This window comes from Stenotrophomonas sp. 8(2023) (genome assembly GCF_030345295.1).
GTDB lineage: Bacteria > Pseudomonadota > Gammaproteobacteria > Xanthomonadales > Xanthomonadaceae > Stenotrophomonas > Stenotrophomonas muris.
Window position 1 is genome coordinate 47,074 of the sequence record NZ_CP128404.1, and the last position, 21,259, is coordinate 68,332.

Genomic DNA, 21,259 nt, shown 5'->3' on the forward strand with positions numbered 1-21,259 from the left:
TGCATGCCTGAACTGCCCGAAGTCGAAACCACCCGCCGCGGCCTGGCGCCGCACCTGCAGGGCCGCCGCGTGCATGGCGTGATCCTGCGCCGCGCCGACCTGCGCTGGCCGATTCCACCGGAAGTGGCCGAGCTGCTGCCGGGGCAGCGCATCGAGGACATCCGCCGGCGCGCCAAGTACCTGCTGCTGGATACCGCCATCGGCAGCGCGGTGCTGCACCTGGGCATGTCCGGCAGCCTGCGCGTGCTGCCCGGTGACACACCGCTGCGCGCCCACGACCATGTGGATATCAGTCTGGACAACGGCCGCCTGCTGCGCTTCAACGACCCGCGCCGATTCGGCAGCCTGCTCTGGCAGCCCGCCGGTGAGATCCACCCGCTGCTGCAGGGGCTGGGCCCGGAACCACTGGACGAGGGATTCGACGGCGACTACCTGTTTGCGCGCAGCCGTGGCCGCAGTGCGCCGGTGAAGACCTTCCTGATGGACCAGGCGGTGGTGGTGGGCGTGGGCAACATCTACGCCGCCGAGAGCCTGTTCAAGGCCGGCATCAGTCCGCTGCGCGAGGCTGGGAAGATCTCGCGCGAACGCTACCAGCGGCTGGCCGACGCGGTGAAGGAGATCCTGGGCTATGCCATCACCCGTGGCGGCACCACCCTGCGCGATTTCATCAGCCCCGATGGCGCGCCGGGCTACTTCGAACAGGAACTGCTGGTGTACGGCCGTGACGGGCTGCCCTGCCCGAACTGTGGCCGCGCGCTGAAGCACGCCACCATCGGCCAGCGCGCCAGCGTCTGGTGCAGCCACTGCCAGCGCTGAGCCGGCAGCCAGCGGCAGCTGAACGGGCAGGGCGCGTCTCCGCTGCCCGTTAACGTTTGTCTGCCTATGATGGCCGACCTTCCTCCCTGTGCCTGACGCGCCTGCATGCAACGACGCGACTTCATCCGCAATGCCTCCCTCGCCCTGGCTGCATTCGGCCTGCCGTCCCTGCCCGCGTGCGCGGCCAGCAGGAGCGGCCAGATGGGCCTGCGCCGCCTCGGCCAGCCGCAACCGTTCGACTTCGCCACCCTGAAGGGCCAGGCGCGCGCGCTGGCGCAGGCGCCCTACAAGAGCCACAAGCGGGTGCTGCCGGGCCGTCTGGAAGGACTGGACTGGGACCAGTACCAGTCGATCGGCTACCGCCAGGACCATGCGCTGTGGGCCGACCAGCCCGGCAAGTTCCAGGCCAAGTTCTTCCACCTGGGCCTGTACTTCCATTCGCCGGTGCGCATGTTCGACGTGGTCGACGGCAAGGCGCAGGAACTGGCCTATGACGGCGCGGCGTTCAACTACGGCAAGAGCGGCATCAAGGATGGCGAGCTGCCGGCCGACCTCGGCTTCGCCGGCTTCCGCCTGAACACCCGCAAGGACACTGACCGCGACTTCGCCGCCTTCCTCGGCGCCAGCTACTTCCGCGCGGTAGGCAAGGAAGGCCAGTACGGCCAGTCCGCGCGCGGCCTGGCGATCGACACCGGGATGGGCAAGCCGGAGGAATTCCCGGATTTCATCGCCTACTACCTGGAACAGCCATCGGCTGATTCGGACACGATCGTGGTCTACGGCCTGCTGGATTCACCCAGCGTGGCTGGCGCCTATCGCTTCGCGATCACCAATGGCGACGTGCTGCTGATGGACATCGACAGCGCGCTGTACCCGCGCAAGCCGATCGAGCGGCTCGGCATCGCACCGTGCACCAGCATGTACCAGGTGGGCGAGAACGACCGCCGCATGGCATGGGACTGGCGCCCGGAGATCCACGATACCGATGGCCTGTCGCTGTGGACCGGCGCTGGCGAATGGATCTGGCGGCCGCTGCTGAACCCGCGCAACCTGCGCTTCAACATGTTCGTGGACCGCAACCCGCGCGGCTTCGGCCTGCTGCAGCGCGACCGCAATTTCGACCATTACCAGGACGACGGCGTGTTCTACGAGAAGCGCCCGTGCCTGTGGGTGGAGCCGAAGGGCGAATGGGGCGAGGGCTCGGTGCAGCTGGTGGAGATTCCCACCGTGGACGAGACGTTCGACAACATCGTGGCGTTCTGGAACCCGAAGGAAAAGCCGCAGCCGGGCCAGGAGCTGCTGGTCGGCTACCGCCTGTACTGGGGCGCCGAACCGCCGGCGCGCCCGCCGCTGGCGCACTGCGTGGCCAGCCGCACCGGCCTGGGCGGTGTGGTCGGCAAGAAGCGCGAGTACTTCAGCTGGCGCTTCGCGGTGGACTTCGAAGGGGGCGAGCTGGCCAGCCTGATCGACAAGGGTGAGGTCGAGGCGGTGGTGGAAGCCAGCCGTGGCCGGGTCGAGATCGTGTCGGCGCGCCCGCTGCGCGAGATCAACGGCTATCGCGCGATGTTCGACCTGGTGCCGCCGGAAGGCAGTACCGAGCAGATCGACATCCGCCTGTTCCTGCGCAGTGGCGGCAAGACGCTTACGGAAACCTGGCTGTACCAGTACACCCCGCCGCCGGCGGGTGCGCCGGAGCGCACGCTGTACTAAGAGGGGTTGGGTTTGCAGGGCTTGCAGCCCTGCACCTGCAGAGGCCAGAGCAACAGCAACAGCCGAAGCAGAAGCTGGTTTCCTGAGGGCAGGCGGGGTGGCGGGAGACGCCGTAAACCCGTCCCTGGGGGCTTGGTCGCGGCATCCATGCCGCGAACACTCCCGCCACCGGACCCACCCCGCCTTCGACAGATCGCCGCGATCTGTCGGAATTGCTCATGGGGTCAGATCCGTTTACGAAGGAAAACGGATCTGACCCCGGAATCTCACTCGATATTTGACAGATGTGTCGACCAAGGTCGACACCCACCCACACCGCCCCGCCATCCCGCAGAATGCCGCTTTGGCTTTGGCCGTTGCCGTTGCGTTGAGCGGGTGCAGGGCTGCAAGCCCTGCAAAAGAACACCCCTTACAGCGGCAGGGGTGCCTGCGCCGGATCGATCCGTCCTTCGCCGCGGGTGATCTTCTTGAACTCCGCACGGCTGACCGACACGTAGCGCTCGTTGCCACCGATCTCCACCTGCGGCCCGTCCTGCACGGCGTGGCCATGCTCGTCCACGCGCACGGTCATGGTCGCCTTCTTGCCGCTGTGGCAGATGGTCTTGATCTCCTGCATCTCGTCGGCCCAGGCCAGCAGGTACTGGCTGCCTTCGAACAGCTCGCCGCGGAAGTCGGTACGCAGGCCGTAGCACAGCACCGGAATGCGCAGCTGGTCGACTACCTCGCTGAGCTGCCAGACCTGGGCGCGGGTCAGGAACTGCGCCTCGTCCACCAGCACGCAGCCCATCGGGCCGTTGGCCGCCAGATCCTGCTCCACCCAGCGCTGCAGGTCGGTATCGCGGTCGAAGGCCATGCCATCGGCGCGCAGGCCGATCCGCGAGGCGACCACGCCGGCGCCGGCACGGTCGTCCAGGCGTGGGGTCAGGATCGCCACCCGCATGCCGCGCTCGCGGTAGTTGTGTGCGCTCTGCAGCAGGGTAGTGGTCTTGCCGGCGTTCATCGCCGAGTAGTAGAAGTAGAGCTTGGCCATCGGCCAATTCTAGTCGCCCCCCGGCCCGCCGTCGCGGATCTGCTGCGGTGCACCGATCTCGATGCTGGGCGCAAGCGCTGGCCGCCAGTAGTTGTCCTGCAGGCACCAGTAGTCGGCGGCCTTCCAGTAGTCGTTGTCGTAGACGATGTTGCCTGGTGTTGCGATGCCCTGCTCGTCGCCGCGGCGCTGCACGACGACCAGGGCCGAGCTCACGTAGCCGACGCGGCTGCCGGTGATCTGCCGGCGCCCGTCGCTGAGCGCCCGTTCCATGCGGGGCTTGGCTACGCGGTCGCCATAGTCGGCGTATACCTGTTGGCCGCGCTCGATCGCCTGTGCCTGCTGCAGCGGATCAAGGCGTGCCCAGTAGTGTTCCCGCAGGACCAGGAAGTCGTGGTACATGCGCTCGGCGGCCAGGTCCATCCAGATGTAGGCCATCACCGGGTCCGGCGCAGTGCCGATACCCTCCTGGTACAGCCTTGCCACCATTGCCTGGGAGAACTTGTCGGCGTAGCGTGCCGAGCGTTTGTAGTAGACCAGGGCCCTGGCGGGCTGTTTATCCTGTTCGGCCCGTTGGGCCATGCTTCGCCAGAAGAGGTCCGGGTGCGAATCGAAAAACCCTCCGGTCAGGACGGTGGGCGGAATCCGTCGCGGGGCCTCAACCGGACATTCCTTTGCGGCGACGGCAGCGGCCGTCGACAGAAGCAGCAACAGGCAGAGTGGAGCGTGTTTCGCCTTCATGATCGCCCTCCTGGCCATGGCCATGGAAAAACCAACGTCATCGCCCCGACTTCGCCAACGCCTCGTCCTGCCATTGCCGGTAGGCCACCGGATCCCAGTAACGGGCCAGTTGGTGCTTCTCCGGTTGCAGCACGCGCGGCCCGGCATCGCCGCGGCCCTGGCTGCGCATGGCGCCGCTCCAGCCGGCGCGGCTGCCGGTCTGCTGCATGCTGCCGGCGCGCAGTTCGCGTTCCAGCCGCGGTGTGGCGGCGGGGTCACCGAACTCGGCGTACAGCGCGCGGCCCTCGCGCACCGCGCGCTCCCGTTCGTCGGCGGACAGCGCCTCCCAGAAGCGTTCGCGCTGCACCACCAGCCACTCGGTGCCGCGCTCGGCCGCCAGGTCCATCCACGCGTAGCCCAGGGCGCGGTCAGCCGGGCCGCCTTGCCCGTTCCAGAGCATGTCGGCCAGCGCTGCCTGTGACAGCTTGTCGCCGTAGCGCGCGGCATTGCGGAAGTCGATGCGGGCTTCTTCGTGGCGGCCCCGTTCGCGGGCCTGCATGCCGAGCCCACGGAAGCGCAGGTCCGGATGGTAGACGAGGAACTCGTGCGACTGCAGCACGATCGCTTCATAGGCATCCGTGCGCGGCGGCGGGCCGGACCCGGCCGCAGGCAGGGCCAGCAGGCCGAGCAGGGCGGCCGCAAGCGGACGGGCGATGACAGTCGGGGACATGGACCACGCTCCTGTGTTCCGGTGCCGATTCAATACCTTACGGGCGGGCGCCATGCAAGTCAGGTGGGCCTGCCGGCACCCCGCTACAATCCTGTCCCCATGCACGGTCTGAATCCTCCCCAAGCTGCCGCGGTCCTGCACGTCGAAGGCCCGTTGCTGGTGCTCGCCGGCGCCGGCAGCGGCAAGACACGCGTGATCGTGGAGAAGATTGCCCACCTGATCGGCTGTGGCCGCTACCCGGCCCGCCGCATCGCCGCGATCACCTTCACCAACAAGTCGGCCAAGGAAATGCGCGAGCGCGTGGCCAAGCGCCTGCGCGAGCAGGACGCCGACGAGGTGACCATCTGTACCTTCCATGCGCTGGGCCTGAAGTTCCTGCAGATCGAACATGCCGCCGTGGGCCTGAAGCGCGGTTTCTCGATCTTCGATGCCGATGATGCCACCGCGCAGATCAAGGACCTGATGTACGGCGCCAAGCCCGATGACATCGAGGACATGAAGAACCTGGTGTCGCGCGCGAAGAACGCTGGCCTGTCGCCCGAACAGGCGATGGCCGCCGCGCGCAGCAACCGCGAGAAGGAAGCGGCCAGCGTCTACGAGCGCTACCAGCTGCGGCTGACCGCGTTCAATGCGGTCGACTTCGACGACCTGATCCGCCTGCCGGTGCAGATCCTGGAAGAGAACCCGGAGATCGCGCTGGCCTGGCGCGAGCGCATCGGCTACCTGCTGGTGGACGAATGCCAGGACACCAACGACGCGCAGTACCGCCTGCTCAAGCAGCTGGCCGGTGAGAAGGGCAACTTCACCTGCGTCGGCGACGATGACCAGTCGATCTACGCCTGGCGCGGCGCCAATCCCGAAAACCTGCAGCAGATGGGGCGCGATTACCCCACGCTGGAAATCATCAAGCTGGAGCAGAACTACCGCTGCTCCAACCGCGTGCTGCGCGCCGCCAACGCGCTGATCGCCAACAATCCGCATGAGCACCTGAAGAAGCTGTGGAGCGACCAGGCCGACGGCGAACGCATCCGCGTGTGGGAATGCCGCAACAGCGAACATGAAGCGGAGAAGGTCGCCGCCGAGATCGCCTTCGTGGCGCAATCGCGCAACGTGCCGTGGAGTGACTTCTGCATCCTGTTCCGCGGCAACTTCCAGTCGCGCCCGCTGGAAAAGGCGATGCAGCTACTGCGCATTCCCTATCACCTGACCGGCGGCACCATGTTCCTGGAGCGCCAGGAAGTGAAGGACACGCTGGCCTGGCTGCGCCTGCTGGTGAACCCGGACGACGACACCGCGTTCATGCGTGCGGTGCAGTCACCCAAGCGCGATGTCGGTGCCGGCACGCTGGCCAGGCTGGCCGAACTGGCGCAGGAGAAAGACATGCCGATGGCGCATGTGGCCGAAACCATCGGTGCCCTGCAGCAGCTCCCACCGCGCGCGGCCAACAGCCTGGCGCGCTTCACCGACATCCTACGCGACCTGCGTGCACAGATGCGCCAGGTGACGTCCGGCGACATGATCCGCAAGGTGGCCAAGGAATCCGGGTTGCTGAGCGAGCTGCGCCAGCAGGCCAAGGAAGAGGCCAGCTACCAGCGCCGCGCAAACAACATCGAGGAACTGGCGCAGTGGTTCGAGGGCGGCCCGCGCGGTGCAACCGCCGCCGACCTGGCCGGCCAGCTGGCGCTGCTGTCGCGCAGCGACAAGGACGAGGGCGGCAACCAGGTGCGCATGATGACCCTGCACGCTTCCAAGGGCCTGGAATTCCCGTACGTGTTCATCGTCGGCTGCGAGGACGGCGTGCTGCCGCACCAGGTCAGCCTGGACGAGGGCAACCTGCAGGAAGAACGGCGCCTGCTGTACGTGGGCATTACCCGCGCCAAGATCCAGCTGTGGATGAGCTACAGCAAGCTGACGCGCAAGTTCGGCGAACATGTGCGGTTGAAGCCAAGCCGGTTCTTCGAGGAGATTCCGGCCGAGGAAATCCAGCGCGACGGTGCCGACCCGGTGGCCGATGCGGCGCGGAAGAAGGAGCGGGCGAGTGCCGGGTTGGCGGCGATCGAGGCGTTGTTCGACTAAGTGGGGTCTGAACACTCCTCGTTGAGCGCAGCATTCCCTCTTTAGAGTCGAGCCACGCTCGACTATTGCGTGCCACATCGCGCCCCATCGGGCACCCACCGGCAAGTATCCACCGCACCCGATCCATCAAAACAGGCTCCGGCACGCCAGCAAGCACCTGTTCCAGGTAGTCCAATGGATGCATCTGTCGTTGCAGCAGCGCCCGTAACTGCAGAACGTCGGGCGCTCGCTGTTTCGCATCCAGTGAAACCCGCAGCAGCAAATGCTGCGAGCGCCTATCCAACCACAGCACTGGAACGTCTCTGCAGTGAATCCGGAAAGCGCCGTCTGCATGTCGTTCGACGAGCTGGAATCCCTGCCTCCCAAGGGTGCCGCACCACTCAGCCCTCCGGCTGCAGGCGCGTGCTGGCGTGCGCGGTGAGTCCCAGCCCGGCCATGATCAGACCTTCCATGACCCGCGGGCCGACGTACTGCTCCAGTTCGCCGTTCTCGCGGGCGCGCTGAGCGGCCAGCAGGATCTCCAGCACCACGCGCAGGCCCGCCAACGAACAGTCGGTGTCGGCCAGGGCCAATCGTCGGCCGGGCATCTGATGCCGTTCCGGCCAGGGTTGGCCATCGGAAGCAGCGCCGGAGCCGATGCTGTGCAGCAGGGCAATGAGGGTGCTCGGATCCAGCGCCGGCCCGTTCGCGGGCACGTCGTGGATTGGGTGCGGGGCAGGGGAGTGGGGCTGGGTCATGGCTGGGCTCCTTGCGTGCAGGCAGAAGCCGCCACCGATAAAGGTGGCGGACGATGCATGGTTCGAAACCCCGTGTGTGGATGACCGGGCAGGCTCTAGGCCTCCACGCATCGCCCGCCATAGCCGGCCGACGGATTGCCAGCCGGCACCGCACGAGGCGGTGCCGGCTGGCAACGTGCAAACAACATCCACACAACCGGGGTTTCGAATCCCGACCACCAGTGCTCGGTGGCACGGCAAGGAATACGCGGACCTATGCGTGATGCCAATGCAGTAGGGCCGATGCCGTCATCACTTTCAACATTTTCAGAATCGTTGCATATGGTGTAACGGGGCCGGAGCCCAGCGCTGCAAGGCTATCGGCGATGTTGGTTGTGGATGCCAGCGGACTGTCGACATCCGCCCGGCGGGGTCATAAACGAGGCGGATGCGACAGGGGCGCCTGAGACTGTTTGGTCTCAGCACCTCTTCAGCGCGGCTTTGATCAGCTCCAGCCATACGGCATGTCAGGATGTAGGGATCGTCGCCCAATGGCGAGCTGACCGCCTGCTCGAGCAGGGTCCTGGCTTCGTCTGCCTGGCCGGCATCCAGCAGCGTCATGCCCAAGCGAACGCGGTTCTGCACGGTGGGCGTGCGCGCAAGTTCGGCGCGAGCGTTGCGAAGGTCCTGACCCGGCTCAATCAACTGCTTGGCAGAGCGAATGGCCTGGCGGGCGCCGCGCGAGTTGCGGGCTTCCGGGAAGTAGATCGCGAGGAAGTAGACGACACTGCCGAGCAGCGGAAACGAGAAGAGCAGGATGAGTCAGTAGAGGCTCTGGCCCGAGCGAATGGCGCGCACCGCGAAGTAGATGGCTGCCAGTACGTGGAGTCCGATTCCGATATAGGGCATGTGTGCCGCCTCGTCCGTGTGGGGGTTGGCACAATAGTGGGTGTGGGGTCGGGTGCCATCGGGGGCGACCTGGCATGACGCGTCAGTTAATGAGCTCAAATCCTATGGAGAGCTATCTGATGGGGTGGTGTTGATGAAAAGGGTTTCACTCCGATATGGCTGGCGATTGTAGAAGAGCCTCAACCTCCCGATCTTGCCGCATCACCCGGATGAGCAGGCAAAAGACGCCTGGTGGCGTTTTTGGCGCATCGGTTTGCGGAAGTGCAGCAGGAAATTTGATGAATCGTGAATTCCTCACGAGATCGCCTCGGAATAGGTTGAGAGGATGTTTCACTTCTGGCTGCGGCCAATCCGTAGGAGATTGCCGTAGCTCCTGATCGGAAAATTAGTGGGTCATTACAGCTCCGCTCAATAGGGGTTTGACAACGCGAAGCTATAGGCGTAGTTCTTTGCTCAAACAGCAGCTGATTTTCCTTTCACTCCTTATCCAAGGATGTAGCGAAGATGATTTCTGCCAAGGACAGGCGGGAGGGAAAATCCCCCCGTAGTAATTATCTTAATTCGCGACTTTGCTCGATCATCACGGGCGCAGCGCTTACGTTGGGGGCTGGGTTCCACGCTTCGGCGCAAGATGGGCTCTTCAATTACCAAGAATATGAGAAGCGGATAAAGAGCGCGCAGTCGCTCGCCGCTATCTCTACCGATGAGGTGTTTGGCGATCGGACCGCAGGCTTCGACGGTAGTACGGAGTTCTTCATTGAGGACGTGTCCATTCCCGGCAATTTTGACCTTCCTGTGAGCGTCGCTCGACGCTTTTCGGTGGAGGCGACTAACCGAGGATTTCGCGATAGCGAGACCAAGGGTCTGACACTGTTCGATGATTGGGAAATCGTCGTGCCTTATATGTCGGGCGTGTGGACCAAAGGCGCTGGATGGATCACGGGTGACCAAGGGGCTCAGACCACGCAGCGTTGTTCGGTCAACACCGCGCCCTTGCTGCTGGAGACCTGGGGCTACACCGACATCGGCTTTGGCATCGATGTGAAGTGGAATGGCGGAACCGGCGAGGAACTTCTGATTGCCGATGACCCGTCCTATGCCTCTGCGCCAGGCCTTGAGGTACCCAAGTGGATGACAGCGTCCAGAGCGCGATTCACTTGTCTGTCTGCAACGCGCAACGGATACCCAGGCGAGGCGTTCGTGGGGCATACGCCCGATGGCAAGAAGTACTTCTTTGACTGGGGAGCGGAAAAGCCCTACGCCACAGCCAAGGCCGGGAGTCGCATGATGGCGCGTAAGCGCGTCTACCTTCTGGCATCGCGTGTTGAGGATCGTTATGGGAACTGGGTGTCTTATAGTTACGACGGGTACCGGCTCACCAGGATTGAGTCCAGCGATGGACGCCGGATTGACCTGAGCTACGATGGCGACGGCCGGGTGACCACAGTCACGGCCAATGGGCGAGTTTGGCGGTATGCCTATGTGGGCGATACGGAGGGAAATGACGGCGGCTTGTCCCAAGTGACACTCCCGGATGGCTCTGCTTGGACCTACAGTCATCGCGGGCGGCTTCAATCAAGCCTTCCTTTGCGTGGCGGTGACGATGGGGGCGGGTGCGAGATCCGCGCGGGCAATGCCCCTCCACCCACGCAGATGACGGTAACCTCTCCGTCAGGTGCTCAAGGCATCTTCGACTTTGAAATGGAGCTGTTTATCCGCTCTGATCCTTGCAACGGACTCCTTCCGTCGCATTACGATGCATGGTCCTTGAAGAAGCGCAGCATCATGGGGCCCGGACTGCCTTCGATGGTGAGTACGCGAGGCTACAACCTGCAGTTGCCGGGAGGTGGGCGCTGGTCCAGCCTGACCAAGCCGGATGGCACGCAGATTCGCGAACGCTATGGCGCAGATCCGGGCTTGAACGAACGAAAGCTCCTCCAAAAGCAGATTCTGGATGCGGCCGGCCAGGTGCAACGTGATGAGCTAAGCACCTACACCTTTGGTTCCGAGACAGGTCCGTTTGCCGTCCGGGTAGGACGGTCAATTGGACTTCAGTCAGGCCAGTTCTTGGCGGGCACGCTGAGTGCGCTGAGCGAGAGCCAATTCAGTCAGGATGGCGATACCTATCGCGTGGTCTACAGCGACTTCAATCGCAATGCCCGTCCGGCACGCGTGACTTACACTGGCCCCTCCGGATCCAAGGCCGAGATACGAGAGCATCTTGATACGCCCAACCCTTGGGTCTTGGATCAGGTGTTGAGCGTCAAGGAGGTTGCGTCCGGGAAGGTCACCACGCGATATAGCTATGACGCCATGGCCAAGCCGAATGCCGTCTATCGCGCTGGAGCGCTACTGCAGAGTGTGACTTATGCCGCGGATGGCACGATCAGTACGGTGCGTGACGGAAAGGGAAATACGACCCAAATCCAGGACTGGTATCGGGGTGTACCGCGACTGGTCACCAATCCTGATGGCACCACCAACAGCATGTCGGCCGACGGAAACGGGTGGATCACCTCAACCACGGATGCGCTGCAGAGGACCACGTCCTATCAGCACGATTCGATGGGTCGCGTGAAGGAGGTCCAGCCACCAGTCGATGAGAACCAGTGGACCAAGACAACCATCTCGTTCCAGCAGGTCGCGGCCGATGAGTACGGCCTTTCGCCGGGACACTGGCGAGTCGATAACGCTCAAGGGGCACGGCGTCAGGAAACCTATCTCGATGCGCTTTGGCAGCCGCTCCTGGTGCGCGAATACGATGCAAACGACATCGCGGGGACCCAACGGTGGGTCAGGAACAGCTACGACAGCGAGGGTCGCCCGATCTTCACTTCCTACCCTTCAAAGGATAGCAATGTGGCGACCGGCACCTGGACTGAGTACGACGCACTTGGGAGGAAAACTTCCTCGGCCCAGGACAGCGAGCAAGGCCTGCTGATCACGACCATTGCCTACAGCAGCAATGCTACGACTACCGTCGTTGATCCGCTCGGCCATCAGACGATTACCCGGTTTGATGCCTTTGAAGGACCGGACTATGAACGGCCTGCGCAGATCATTCGTGCCGACGGAAGCAAAGTCAGCATAAAACGGAATGCATTTGGCCTCACTACCGAAGTGGCCCAGTCCGCAAACTGAAACCACGTCAAGGATGGCATTCGTGAACACTGAAAAACTGCGCATGGCCGCGGCGGTTCTGCTGGGGCTGATGATCATCTTCCTGTGCCAGGTGGCACACGCTGACGCTTGGATTGAACTCACTGGGCCAGCCCAAATCTCCTACACGGCACCAGCAACCTATCAGTTGCAGCTCAAAAGTGGCGTCACAAGCACTGGCCCCAAAGCTGAGTATCTGGAAGACATACAGCTCACGCGCAATGGCCAAGTGATCTCCCGACTTCCGAACGGGACCTATACCGAGAACGGCCTGTCGGCGGGTACGTATCAGTATGTCTACAAGGCATTTGGCGTGCGCAACTTCAACGGCAATGAGTCTTACAGGCAGCTGATCTCACCCGCGATCACGATCACGGTGGCGGCACCGCCAACCCCATTTGACGGCGCGGAGTACGTTTCCGCAAGCTGGCCTAATTCGGCCGATAGAGGAACCCCGTTCAGCGGTACTGTCACCTTCCGGAACACGGGCAACACAACGTGGCGAGCAGGGGAAGGCTATCGACTGGGTCAGGCCGAGCGCTACGTTTCCGGCGCCACGAAACTCGGAATTGCCGAGGTTGCCGTACCCCACGACGTGGCTCCTGGTGGCACAGCAACGTTTGCGTTCAGCGGAGTAGCGGCCAGTGAAAACGGACCGACAACGCTCCAATGGCAAATGAACCGGAATGGTGCTCGCTTCGGTAGCACCAGCAGCGAGCAGATCTTTGAGACGACCGGAAGGCTCAATCGCGGCGTCATGTATGAGCAAGAGGTCCCGACCAGCATGGAGACCGGGCGGACCTATCGAGTCAAGCTGAAGTTCACCAACACGGGTAACACGACGTGGTCGGCGTCGGCGGGCTATGCATTGGGGTCCTGGAATCCCAATGACAATGTCCGCTGGGGCAGGGCGCGGGTTCCAATGCCGAATGACGTCAGTCCACAGCTGCCTGCGTTCTTTGAATTCGACGTGGTAGCTCCTTCATTGCCAGGTGTCTACAGCTTCCAATGGCGGTTGCTGGAAGAGGGCAAAGAATGGTTTGGTCGGGAAAGCGACAATGTTCAGGTCACGGTCAACGGGCCGCCGTCCAAGGTAATCGGCAACATCGATGGTGTCACCAGCGACGGTCAGATTCGAGGCTGGGCGTGCTCGACGGGCATTGATTCGTCGATTGACATTCATGCCTACACCGGTGGAGCCGCCGGCAGTGGTGGGACGATCTTCCTGACCGGCAAGGCCGACTTGGCGAGTGAGCCGGCCGTGGCTACGTCCTGCAAGGCTGGAGGCAATCATCGCTTCTCGCTTCAGATGAGCAACGAGCAGCGCCGCCTGCAGGCTGGGCAACCGATCTATGTCCATGGAATTTCCCCCGTTGGACAACCCAACAACACCCTTGACGGCTCCGGATCAGTTGTAGTGCCTGAGGCGCCCAGTGGCACGCTTTCCGCAACTCCGGCCACGTGCCAGATTGCATCGGATGCCCAGACCTGCAACATCACCTTGGTCTGGTCGGCCACGGATTCGCGCGCGGAGCTAAAGCGTGATGGCGGCTCGGTGGTAGGCAGTGGAGCCAGCGGCTCCGTTGTTGTGCCAATCGGTGCCGGAACGAGCCGCTTTACGCTCTCGGTCACCGGCGACGCGGTTGCCACGGCAGTTGCCACCGCCAAGGCCGCTCCTGTCGTGCCCGTCAATCCAGACAATCCGGCCCCGACGGTTGCCCGGAGATACGTCTACGACGACAACCTCCGGCTGTGCAAGGTCATCGAACCTGAGACTGGGTCGAGCGTATTTGGCTACGACGCGGCGGGGAATCTCTCCTGGAGCGCAACCGGGCTGGATTTGCCCAGCGTGACGGAATGCAATCGCGACGCGCCCCAGATTGCTTCTCGCCGTGTTTCGCGTGACTACGACGCCAGCAATCGTCTGCAGGCTGTTGTATATCCCGATGGTCTTGGGGATCAACAGCTTGAGTACACCCCGACTGGCCAATTGAAGATCGAAAAGGTCTTTAATCAGGATCGGATTGCGGTTGTCACCACTCGTACCTACAACTCACTCGGGGCGGTGACAAGTCAGAGCCGTGTGGTGGGTAGCGCTAGCGCCCGGTCCCTGGCATTTGGCTACGACCCTATGGGGCAACACATCCGTACGGACTATCCCGATGGCTACTCCGTCCGGCAGTCCTTGAACGCCTTGGGCCAGCCCGTACAGCTGCAAGATGGCACCGGCGCCGTGCTCGCCAGCAACGTCGCCTACGCCCCCAGTGGCGAAACCACCGCGCTGACCTACGGCAACGGCATCGTACGTGGCGTAATCGAGAACGCGCGACGGTTGACCGACCGTATCGTCGACGGTGGTGTGATCGATCTGAAGTATAGCTATGACGCAGCAGGAAACATCACCCAGATCCGCGATGGCGTGCGCGGCGACTCCGGGACGATCAGCCTGGGCTACGACCGCCTCGACCGGCTGATTCAAGCCAGTGCTCCAGCCTATGGTGGCAGTGGGCAATACACGTTCGGCTATGACACGCTGGACAACATCGTCTCGATGCGGTTGCCGGGAAAGCGGGAGCGTACGTTCCACTACGACGCCCGCAATCGCCTGGAGTTGCTGCGGGACCCCGGTGGCAATGGCGTCTCTGGCTTCTCTTACGATTCTGCGGGCAATCTGGTGACGCGTAACGGTCAGGCGCTCACCTACGATATAGGCGGCCAGCTCCGTTCAGTGGGAGATGTGCAGAAGTACTTCTACGATGGAGCAGGACGGCGTGCACATTCTTCAGTACCCACTGCCCCGCCCATCTCAGGCAAGGAGTTGATAAATGTTGCCCACGACTGGGAGGTGTCCATCCCTGGAGGCGATGTAGGTCTGCCGGATCTTTCGGTCGGAAATCTAGACCACACTTGGCAGTACTTGGTGGGCGGGGAGCTGATCGAATCCACCGAGGGCGAGGAAACCTCCGACTACATCTACCTCGGCAAGCGGTTGCTGGCCATTCGCACCAGCTCCGCCACGGGCAACACGCTCACCTATCTTCATCACGATGCACTCAATACCCTAACGGCGACCAGCGGCGCCAACGGTATTGTGCTGACGCGCCACTTCTGGTCGCCGTATGGTGAAGTAGATGCTGCACCTAGCGCAAAGATCCCGGGCTATTCAGGGCATCTTGCGGATTCAGATACAGGCCTAATCTACATGGGGCGGCGCTATTACGAACCCGTCATTGGTAGATTTCTGTCGGTTGATCCTGTTACAGCACTGGATCACGGAGACATGCGGCATTTCAACCGCTATGTCTATGCCTACAACAATCCGTACAGATTCAGGGACCCAGATGGCCGGTGCCCATCGTGTGATAGATTTAGCGATACATTTGCTAAGGATTCTAAGGCTTTCGATCACCCTGGCTTTATCATACCCGCATTCGTCGTAACAGCTGCAATGGCAGCTCCCGTCGTGTGGGAGCTTGGCATGATAGCCCTCGCTAACCCAGGAACAGTCGCCACTGCAGCGAACGTTGCGGCTGACGCAGCTGGTGTGACGGGCACTGCCACTGGGGGTACACTTGCTGTTCGGGCTACGCGCGGCGGAGAGAATGCTGCCGCTGCAACTGGACGCGCAGCTCACGCCGCTCTAGCCCAAAGGATTGCAGCGAAACCTGGCTGGCAGTCTGAGCCGCGAATGATTGGAGCTGACGGTAAGGTCTACAAACCTGATGCAGTCACACCGAATGGTCGAATCCTCGAGTTGAAGCCGAATACACCTTCTGGTATGGCAGCGGGCGCTCGGCAAACTGCAAATTACGAAAAGCAGCTCGGCATGCGTGCACGAGTCATCTATTACGACCCGGATAAATTTAAAAAGCCATGACAATAAAGAAACTCATTGCGCGCACAGATGAGGTCCTTGCACCCCTTGGATTCAACCGAAAGGGCGCACTTTGGAATCGCACGATTGATTCAATTGTTGAGGTTATTGATATTCAGGTAGGTAAGTCTGGCGATACTGCGACGATTAATGCCGGTGTGTTGCAAGTCGACGCCTTCGAGAAAGCATGGGGCTACAAGCCTCAAGGATTTGTGGAAGAGCCCTTTTGCATCGTGCGTGCTCGCGTTGGAGAGATCGTCAACAATCACGATCTCTGGTGGCCTCTGAATGATGACCAAACTCCAAAGAACGTCGCCATGACACTGGGAACACATGTTCTCCCTTTCTTGGAAAGGTCGCGAACTCAAGAGGCAATGGAGGCATTCTTGGAAGCCGTACATGGAAATTACCCCCTGCCGAAGATCTATCTGGCGATCCTCAAATGCCAAGGCGGGGACATTCAAAGTGCATGCGCTATTCTTCGTAAGGTGCATGAGAAAGCGCGTGGGGACTGGAGTGATAGATCCATGGAAGTTGCACGAAGGATTGGGTGTGATATCGGTTGAAGGTTCTGTAAAGTCGAGCAGGAAATACATAAGAGCCGCCTGGACAATCCCGACATTCCATACGTGCTGCTCAGCACGCCTGTCTGCGGCGGTATAGCCACTGTCGCCGAACACCCAGTCTTATTTGCCATGCAGCAGCTCATGGGTGACCGTCATGTCACCGACATCGGCCGCAGTACACTTCACGTGATGCACCAGGCCTGAAAACTCATCTACACCGATATGGACCTTCATGTCGAAGTACCACGGGTTGCCCTTGCGGGTCTCGTGCATCTCAGAATCTCCCGCCCTTGCGGCGTTCTTGGTTGAGCTGCCCCGTGGATGATGGAGGCGATCCACGATCGTGCCTGCGCGCAGGCTCTGGCCCTTTCGGGCAGGTGCGCGTTCACCGCTTCAAGCATCTTCGCCGCCAGGCCGTGTAGCTCCAGCAGACGACGGACATTGAGGATCTTGGTTTCATCCGGAATCGCATCAGGACCGCCGGGCCGGGCGAACAACCGCATCGAGGCGATCTCATGCAATGCCATGGATGGCTCCTCAACATGAGCCGCATTGTCTCTCGGGTTGCCGGCCAGCGGCCGGCACTACCCGGGTAGTTGTTCAGAGCATCCTCTTTCGCGCCATCCATGGCGCCGGTACCCCCGCGAACCCGCCCCACCCGGCCTCTGAAGGATTCCGGGCGCGTCCTACCGCGGCAACGCAGAGAAAATCAAAAGCAACAGCCGGGGGCTGGGGCACAATCGGGCTTTCTGTTGGAGGGTCTGGGCGTGCATCCGATTGAAAGCGAACGTCTGCGGCTGCGCCGGATCGATCCGGAGCGTGATGCCGTGCAGATGCTGGCGTTGTTGAACGATCCGGGCTTCGTGCGCTTCATCGGCGATCGTGGCGTGCGTACGCAGCAGGAGGCGCGTGATTACGCGGCGGCAAGGGTGCTGCCGGCCTATGCGCTGCATGGCTATGGCATGTATGCCATCGAGCGGCTGTCCGATGGTGCCTGGCTGGGCAATGCCGGGCTGGTGCGGCGGGATGGCCTGCCGGGGCCGGATATCGGCTATGCGGTGCTTTCGGAATTTGCCGGGCAGGGCTATGCCGGCGAGGCGGCGCGGGCAGTGTTCGCGCATGCACGCGGAGCGCTGGGCCTGCACGATCTGTATGGCATCACCGACCTGGACAACGTGGTGTCCGGAAAGATCCTGCTGGGCCTGGGCATGCAGGAACGTGGGGTGATCCAGCTACCGGGCGTGGACAGCCCGAGCCGGCTGTATGCCACGCCGGGCGCGGCCGAGGTTTGATCATGGTGGGTGCCGACAGTTGGTCTGCACTGCATCGGCAGGACATCCGGTAGTGCCGGCCGCTGGCCGGCAACCCGGGATAGCACTGGGGTCAGAGCCCGCCTTGCGGGATCCGACCCCAGTAGATTGCCTCAACCGCGCAGTTCGGCCAGCTGTGCCTGCAGCTCGGCCACGGCCGCTTCCAGCTGGGCCACGCGCTCGGCCAGGCCCGGGTCGGCCGCATCGCTGCTGCCGCTGCTGCTGGCGTACTTCGCCGCCAGCGCCGCGCCATCCACTTCACCGCACAGCAGGTGCATGTAGCGGTCTTCGCGCTGGCCACTGGCACGCGGCAGCACCACCAGCAGCGCACGCTGCTGCAGGCGCTCGATGGCATGGCGGGCTTCGTCGGTGTCGGCGAAGCGGTGCAGGCGCTCGCTGCGCGTGACCAGCTCGCCCAGCGTCTGTGGACCGCGCAGCAGCAGCAGCGCCAGCAGCACGGTCTGCTGCCGGGTCAGGTCCAGCGCGGCCTGCAGGCGGTGTTCGTAGCGATCGGCGCGCGAGGAGAAGTGCTGGCGGGCCAGGCCCAACGCCTCCAGCTGGCGCAGCGCGTGCTGCACGCTGCCAGCGTCCACGTTCATCACCGGCTCGCGCGCGGTCTTCTGGTTGGCCGCCGATTGGGCCGCGTTGACCGTCAGCGGGTAGGTGTCCGGGGTGGTCGCCTCCTTCTCCACCAGGCAGCCCAGCAGGCGGGCCTGCACGGCGTCGAGCAGGGGGACGTCAGGGGTCTGGGCGGAATCGGTCATGGCGGCCTCCGGAAGGGCAACGGGTCAACCGCCAAGCATAGCCGTCCCGGGGCCGGCTTTGCCGGTAAAATGCGCCGGTATATCTGATTGCCGGTGAATCCATGCGTCGTCCCGTTTCCCTGTCCCTGACCCTGCTCGCCACTGCGGCGCTGGGCCTGTCCGCCTGCAAGCGCGTGGAGGCGCCCGCCGCCGAAGCCACGGCCCCGCAGGCGCCCGCTGCCGCCGCCAAGGCCGACGGCGCGCTCGATGCCACCGCCAACGACAACCTCAACGCAGTGCTGTGGATGCAGCGCGCGCAGGAGTACAGGGCGATCACCGAGCAGACCTACCGCGCCGCCGCCGACCACCTGGATGCGGCGTTGAAGGAAGCCCACTGGGATGCGCTGGTGCCGGAAGAGCGCGGCAACGACGCCAAGGGCCTGAAGCCGGCCGTGGTGCTGGACGTGGACGAGACCGTGCTGGACAACTCGCCCTACCAGGCGCGCCTGGTGCGCGATGGCAAGGAATACGACGAACTGACCTGGGACCAGTGGGTAGCCGAAAAGAAGGCCAAGGCGATCCCGGGCGTGGTCGACTTCGCCAAGGCCGCCAATGCCAAGGGCGTGACCCTGCTCTACATCTCCAACCGCGCCGTGCACCTGAAGGACGCGACCCTGGCCAACCTGCGCGAGCAGGGCCTGCCGGTGGCCGACGACAGCGTGTTCCTTGGCCTGGGCACGGTGGTGCCGGGCTGCGAGCAGGCCGGCAGCGAGAAGAACTGCCGCCGCCGCCTGGCAGGGCAGAAGTACCGCGTGCTGATGCAGTTCGGCGACCAGCTGGGTGACTTCGTCGAAGTGACCGCCAACACCAACGACGGCCGTGACGCGCTGCTGCAGCAGTACCACGACTGGTTCGGCGAGCGCTGGTGGATGCTGCCGAACCCGACCTACGGCGGCTTCGAGCCGGCGCAGTTCAACAACGACTACAGCCAGTCGCGCCAGGCCCGCCACGACGCCAAGCGCGCCGCCCTGGACTACGCCCCGTGAGCCGCGCACCGCTGCCGTTGCGCGCCGATGAGCGCCTGATCTTCGCGCTGGACGTGCCTGATCGCGTGCAGGCACTGGACTGGGTCGATCGCCTTGGTGACAGCGTGGCGTTCTACAAGATCGGCATGGAACTGCTCGCCTCCGGCGAGTACTTCCAGGTGCTGGATGAGCTGGCCCGCCGCGACAAGCGCGTGTTCGTCGACCTGAAGTTCTTCGACATCCCGGCGACCGCTGCGGCGGTGATCAAGCGCCTGTCGCAGTGGCCGGTCAGCTACGCCACCATCCATGGCTGGCACCCGGCGATGATGGAGGCCTGCGCGGCCGCCAACAGCAGCGACATGCGGCTGCTGGCGGTGACCGTGCTGACCTCGATGGGGCGCGCCGATCTGGCGCAGATGGGCGTCGACCGCGAGCCGGTGGACGTGGTGGTCGAACGCGCGTTGGCCGCCCAGGCAGCGGGCGTCGATGGCGTGATCGCCTCGGGCCAGGAGGCTGCACCGATCCGTGCCGCGACCGGTAGCGGGTTCTCGATCGTCTGTCCGGGCATCCGTCCCGGTGGTCCGGTCGGCGATGACCAGAAGCGCACCGTTGGCGTGGCCCAGGCCTTCGCCGATGGCGCCGACGCCATCGTGGTCGGACGCCCGATCCGCCTGGCGGCTGATCCGCAGGCCGCTGCGCAGGCAATCCAGCAGGAAATCGCGTCGGCTCTGGCTGCACGCTGAGCCCACCGCTGACGCCGGTCACGCCGGCACCACGAACGCCATTCCGATCCATGCGGGATGGCGTTCGCAATTGTTGGCCTGCGACTGTCGCAGGCAGCGCATTGCACCGAAACTGTGCGCGCGTTCGCGCTGCAGGCTTCATCCCTGCTTCCAAATCGATGCACCGGCACGGACCGCGGCCGCGCCGGTTCCAACCATTGATAGAGGAGTACAGGGATATGTATCGCAGCACCTCTTTGTTCATCGGCCTGTTGTTGGCCGCGTCCGCCGTACCCGCCTTCGCTGCGCCACAGGTGCGCGAAGCACCGCGCATCATCGGCGGTGAAGCAGCGCCGGCTGGCGAGTACCCGTTCATGGTCAGCATCCAGGGCATCTTCGACGGCGATTCGGATCATGACCGCCACTTCTGCGGGGGCACCCTCATCTCGCCTTCGTGGGTGCTGACCGCCGCGCACTGCATGCAGGGGGAAGCGCCGGGCGGCATCGCCGTCGTCGGCAACGCCGCGGCCCTGTCCACCGAAGCCTCGCCCCGCGCCTCCAACGTCAAGGCGATCCACGTCCATCCGGCATTCAACAGCGGCAACTCGCTGGAGCACGACGTGGCCCTGATCCAGCTCAACGCCCCCCTGGACGGTGCACAGCCGGTGGCGCTGCGGCTGCGGCCCGACGCCAGTTATCTCAAGCCGGGCCGCGAATTCACCGTGATCGGCTGGGGCGACACCGACATCGGCGATGGCCGGGTCTACCCGATCCAGCTGCAGACCGTGCAGGTGCCGTTCGTGGCATTCGATGAATGCCAGCAGGCCTACGGTGGGGAACTGTCGCGCGGCAAGGTGATCTGCGCCGGCCGCGAGGGCATCGACAGCTGCCAGGGGGACTCCGGCGGGCCGCTGCTGCTGCGCCTGCGTGAAGGCTGGACCCAGTTCGGCATCGTCAGCTGGGGCGAGGGCTGCGCGCTGGCCGGCTATCCGGGGATTTATGCCCGAATCGCCGAAAAACACGCCGTAGATTTCATTGAATCCGTCTGGCAGCACGATTGATTCAATAAAATCAAATACATGCATGGCATTACGTGAAGTGTTGCCTTAACTTGAAGGGCAGCGTAGGATCGCCGCCATCCGGTCCTCGGACCGGA

15 protein-coding genes and 2 pseudogenes are annotated in these 21,259 nt (G+C 63.5%); 10 read left to right on the forward strand and 7 right to left on the reverse strand.

Features of this window, described 5'->3' with window-relative positions; all coding sequences use genetic code 11:
* Positions 1 to 3 precede the first annotated feature (3 nt).
* Both mutM and QP609_RS00230 read left to right on the forward strand, forming a co-directional pair.
* Complete coding sequence (gene mutM / locus QP609_RS00225; RefSeq protein ID WP_014645439.1) at positions 4 to 816, forward strand: bifunctional DNA-formamidopyrimidine glycosylase/DNA-(apurinic or apyrimidinic site) lyase; 813 nt, start codon at positions 4 to 6, stop codon at positions 814 to 816.
* Positions 817 to 921: 105 nt separating this feature from the next.
* A complete protein-coding gene (locus tag QP609_RS00230) occupies positions 922 to 2,526 on the forward strand; it encodes a glucan biosynthesis protein D (protein WP_014645440.1) in 1,605 nt (534 codons plus the stop codon).
* 409 nt (positions 2,527 to 2,935) lie between these two features.
* Here QP609_RS00230 and QP609_RS00235 read toward each other — a convergent pair whose 3' ends face one another.
* The 3 genes from QP609_RS00235 to QP609_RS00245 form a co-directional block, all read right to left on the reverse strand.
* Positions 2,936 to 3,556: a thymidine kinase gene (locus tag QP609_RS00235; RefSeq protein ID WP_005421101.1), complete on the reverse strand. Its 621-nt coding sequence runs from the start codon at positions 3,554 to 3,556 to the stop codon at positions 2,936 to 2,938.
* Between the two features lie 9 nt (positions 3,557 to 3,565).
* Positions 3,566 to 4,135 (reverse strand): hypothetical protein, encoded by a 570-nt coding sequence (locus tag QP609_RS00240; protein WP_014645442.1) that lies wholly within the window; start codon positions 4,133 to 4,135, stop codon positions 3,566 to 3,568.
* A 196-nt stretch (positions 4,136 to 4,331) separates the two neighbouring features.
* Positions 4,332 to 5,003 carry an SEL1-like repeat protein gene (locus QP609_RS00245; protein ID WP_014645443.1) on the reverse strand — a complete coding sequence of 224 codons (672 nt, stop codon included), beginning with the start codon at positions 5,001 to 5,003 and terminating at the stop codon, positions 4,332 to 4,334.
* Between the two features lie 99 nt (positions 5,004 to 5,102).
* Here QP609_RS00245 and QP609_RS00250 point away from each other — a divergent pair, with 99 nt between their 5' ends.
* The gene (locus QP609_RS00250) at positions 5,103 to 7,079 is read left to right on the forward strand and encodes a UvrD-helicase domain-containing protein (RefSeq protein ID WP_289213837.1); all 1,977 of its coding nucleotides are present in this window, start codon (positions 5,103 to 5,105) and stop codon (positions 7,077 to 7,079) included.
* Between the two features lie 380 nt (positions 7,080 to 7,459).
* Here QP609_RS00250 and QP609_RS00255 read toward each other — a convergent pair whose 3' ends face one another.
* Positions 7,460 to 7,816 carry a hypothetical protein gene (locus QP609_RS00255; protein ID WP_014645445.1) on the reverse strand — a complete coding sequence of 119 codons (357 nt, stop codon included), beginning with the start codon at positions 7,814 to 7,816 and terminating at the stop codon, positions 7,460 to 7,462.
* A gap of 504 nt (positions 7,817 to 8,320) precedes the next feature.
* Positions 8,321 to 8,704 (reverse strand): annotated as a pseudogene (locus tag QP609_RS20880) (hypothetical protein); the annotation flags it as partial.
* A gap of 504 nt (positions 8,705 to 9,208) precedes the next feature.
* Between QP609_RS20880 and QP609_RS00260 the strand changes: the two are divergent.
* From QP609_RS00260 to QP609_RS00270, 3 genes are read left to right on the forward strand one after another with little or no spacing between them, the layout of a single operon-like run.
* Positions 9,209 to 11,845 carry an RHS repeat domain-containing protein gene (locus QP609_RS00260; RefSeq protein ID WP_289213838.1) on the forward strand — a complete coding sequence of 879 codons (2,637 nt, stop codon included), beginning with the start codon at positions 9,209 to 9,211 and terminating at the stop codon, positions 11,843 to 11,845.
* A 13-nt stretch (positions 11,846 to 11,858) separates the two neighbouring features.
* The gene (locus QP609_RS00265; RefSeq protein WP_289213839.1) at positions 11,859 to 15,740 is read left to right on the forward strand and encodes an RHS repeat-associated core domain-containing protein; all 3,882 of its coding nucleotides are present in this window, start codon (positions 11,859 to 11,861) and stop codon (positions 15,738 to 15,740) included.
* Positions 15,737 to 16,303, forward strand: coding sequence for a DUF4304 domain-containing protein (locus QP609_RS00270; RefSeq protein WP_080052954.1), 567 nt, complete (start codon positions 15,737 to 15,739; stop codon positions 16,301 to 16,303). Before QP609_RS00265 ends, QP609_RS00270 begins: the two co-directional genes overlap by 4 nt.
* Before the next feature lie 123 nt (positions 16,304 to 16,426).
* On the opposite strand, the pseudogene QP609_RS00275 reads toward QP609_RS00270, so the two are convergent.
* Positions 16,427 to 16,845 (reverse strand): annotated as a pseudogene (locus tag QP609_RS00275) (transposase); the annotation flags it as partial.
* A 225-nt stretch (positions 16,846 to 17,070) separates the two neighbouring features.
* Here QP609_RS00275 and QP609_RS00280 point away from each other — a divergent pair.
* Complete coding sequence (locus tag QP609_RS00280) at positions 17,071 to 17,595, forward strand: GNAT family N-acetyltransferase (RefSeq protein WP_046427708.1); 525 nt, start codon at positions 17,071 to 17,073, stop codon at positions 17,593 to 17,595.
* A 131-nt stretch (positions 17,596 to 17,726) separates the two neighbouring features.
* Here the strand turns inward: QP609_RS00280 and QP609_RS00285 are convergent, their stop codons facing one another.
* Positions 17,727 to 18,377, reverse strand: coding sequence for a DUF480 domain-containing protein (locus tag QP609_RS00285; RefSeq protein WP_014645449.1), 651 nt, complete (start codon positions 18,375 to 18,377; stop codon positions 17,727 to 17,729).
* A gap of 101 nt (positions 18,378 to 18,478) precedes the next feature.
* Between QP609_RS00285 and QP609_RS00290 the strand changes: the two genes are divergently transcribed.
* From QP609_RS00290 to QP609_RS00300, 3 genes are all read left to right on the forward strand, one after another.
* The gene (locus QP609_RS00290; RefSeq protein ID WP_014645450.1) at positions 18,479 to 19,402 is read left to right on the forward strand and encodes a 5'-nucleotidase, lipoprotein e(P4) family; all 924 of its coding nucleotides are present in this window, start codon (positions 18,479 to 18,481) and stop codon (positions 19,400 to 19,402) included.
* On the forward strand, positions 19,399 to 20,124 hold the full coding sequence (pyrF, locus tag QP609_RS00295) for an orotidine-5'-phosphate decarboxylase (protein WP_014645451.1): 726 nt from the start codon (positions 19,399 to 19,401) through the stop codon (positions 20,122 to 20,124). The genes QP609_RS00290 and pyrF overlap by 4 nt, the downstream gene beginning before the upstream one ends.
* A 218-nt stretch (positions 20,125 to 20,342) precedes the next feature.
* Entirely contained in the window at positions 20,343 to 21,164 is an 822-nt protein-coding gene (locus QP609_RS00300) for a serine protease (RefSeq protein ID WP_075075923.1), read from the forward strand.
* Positions 21,165 to 21,259: the final 95 nt, after the last annotated feature.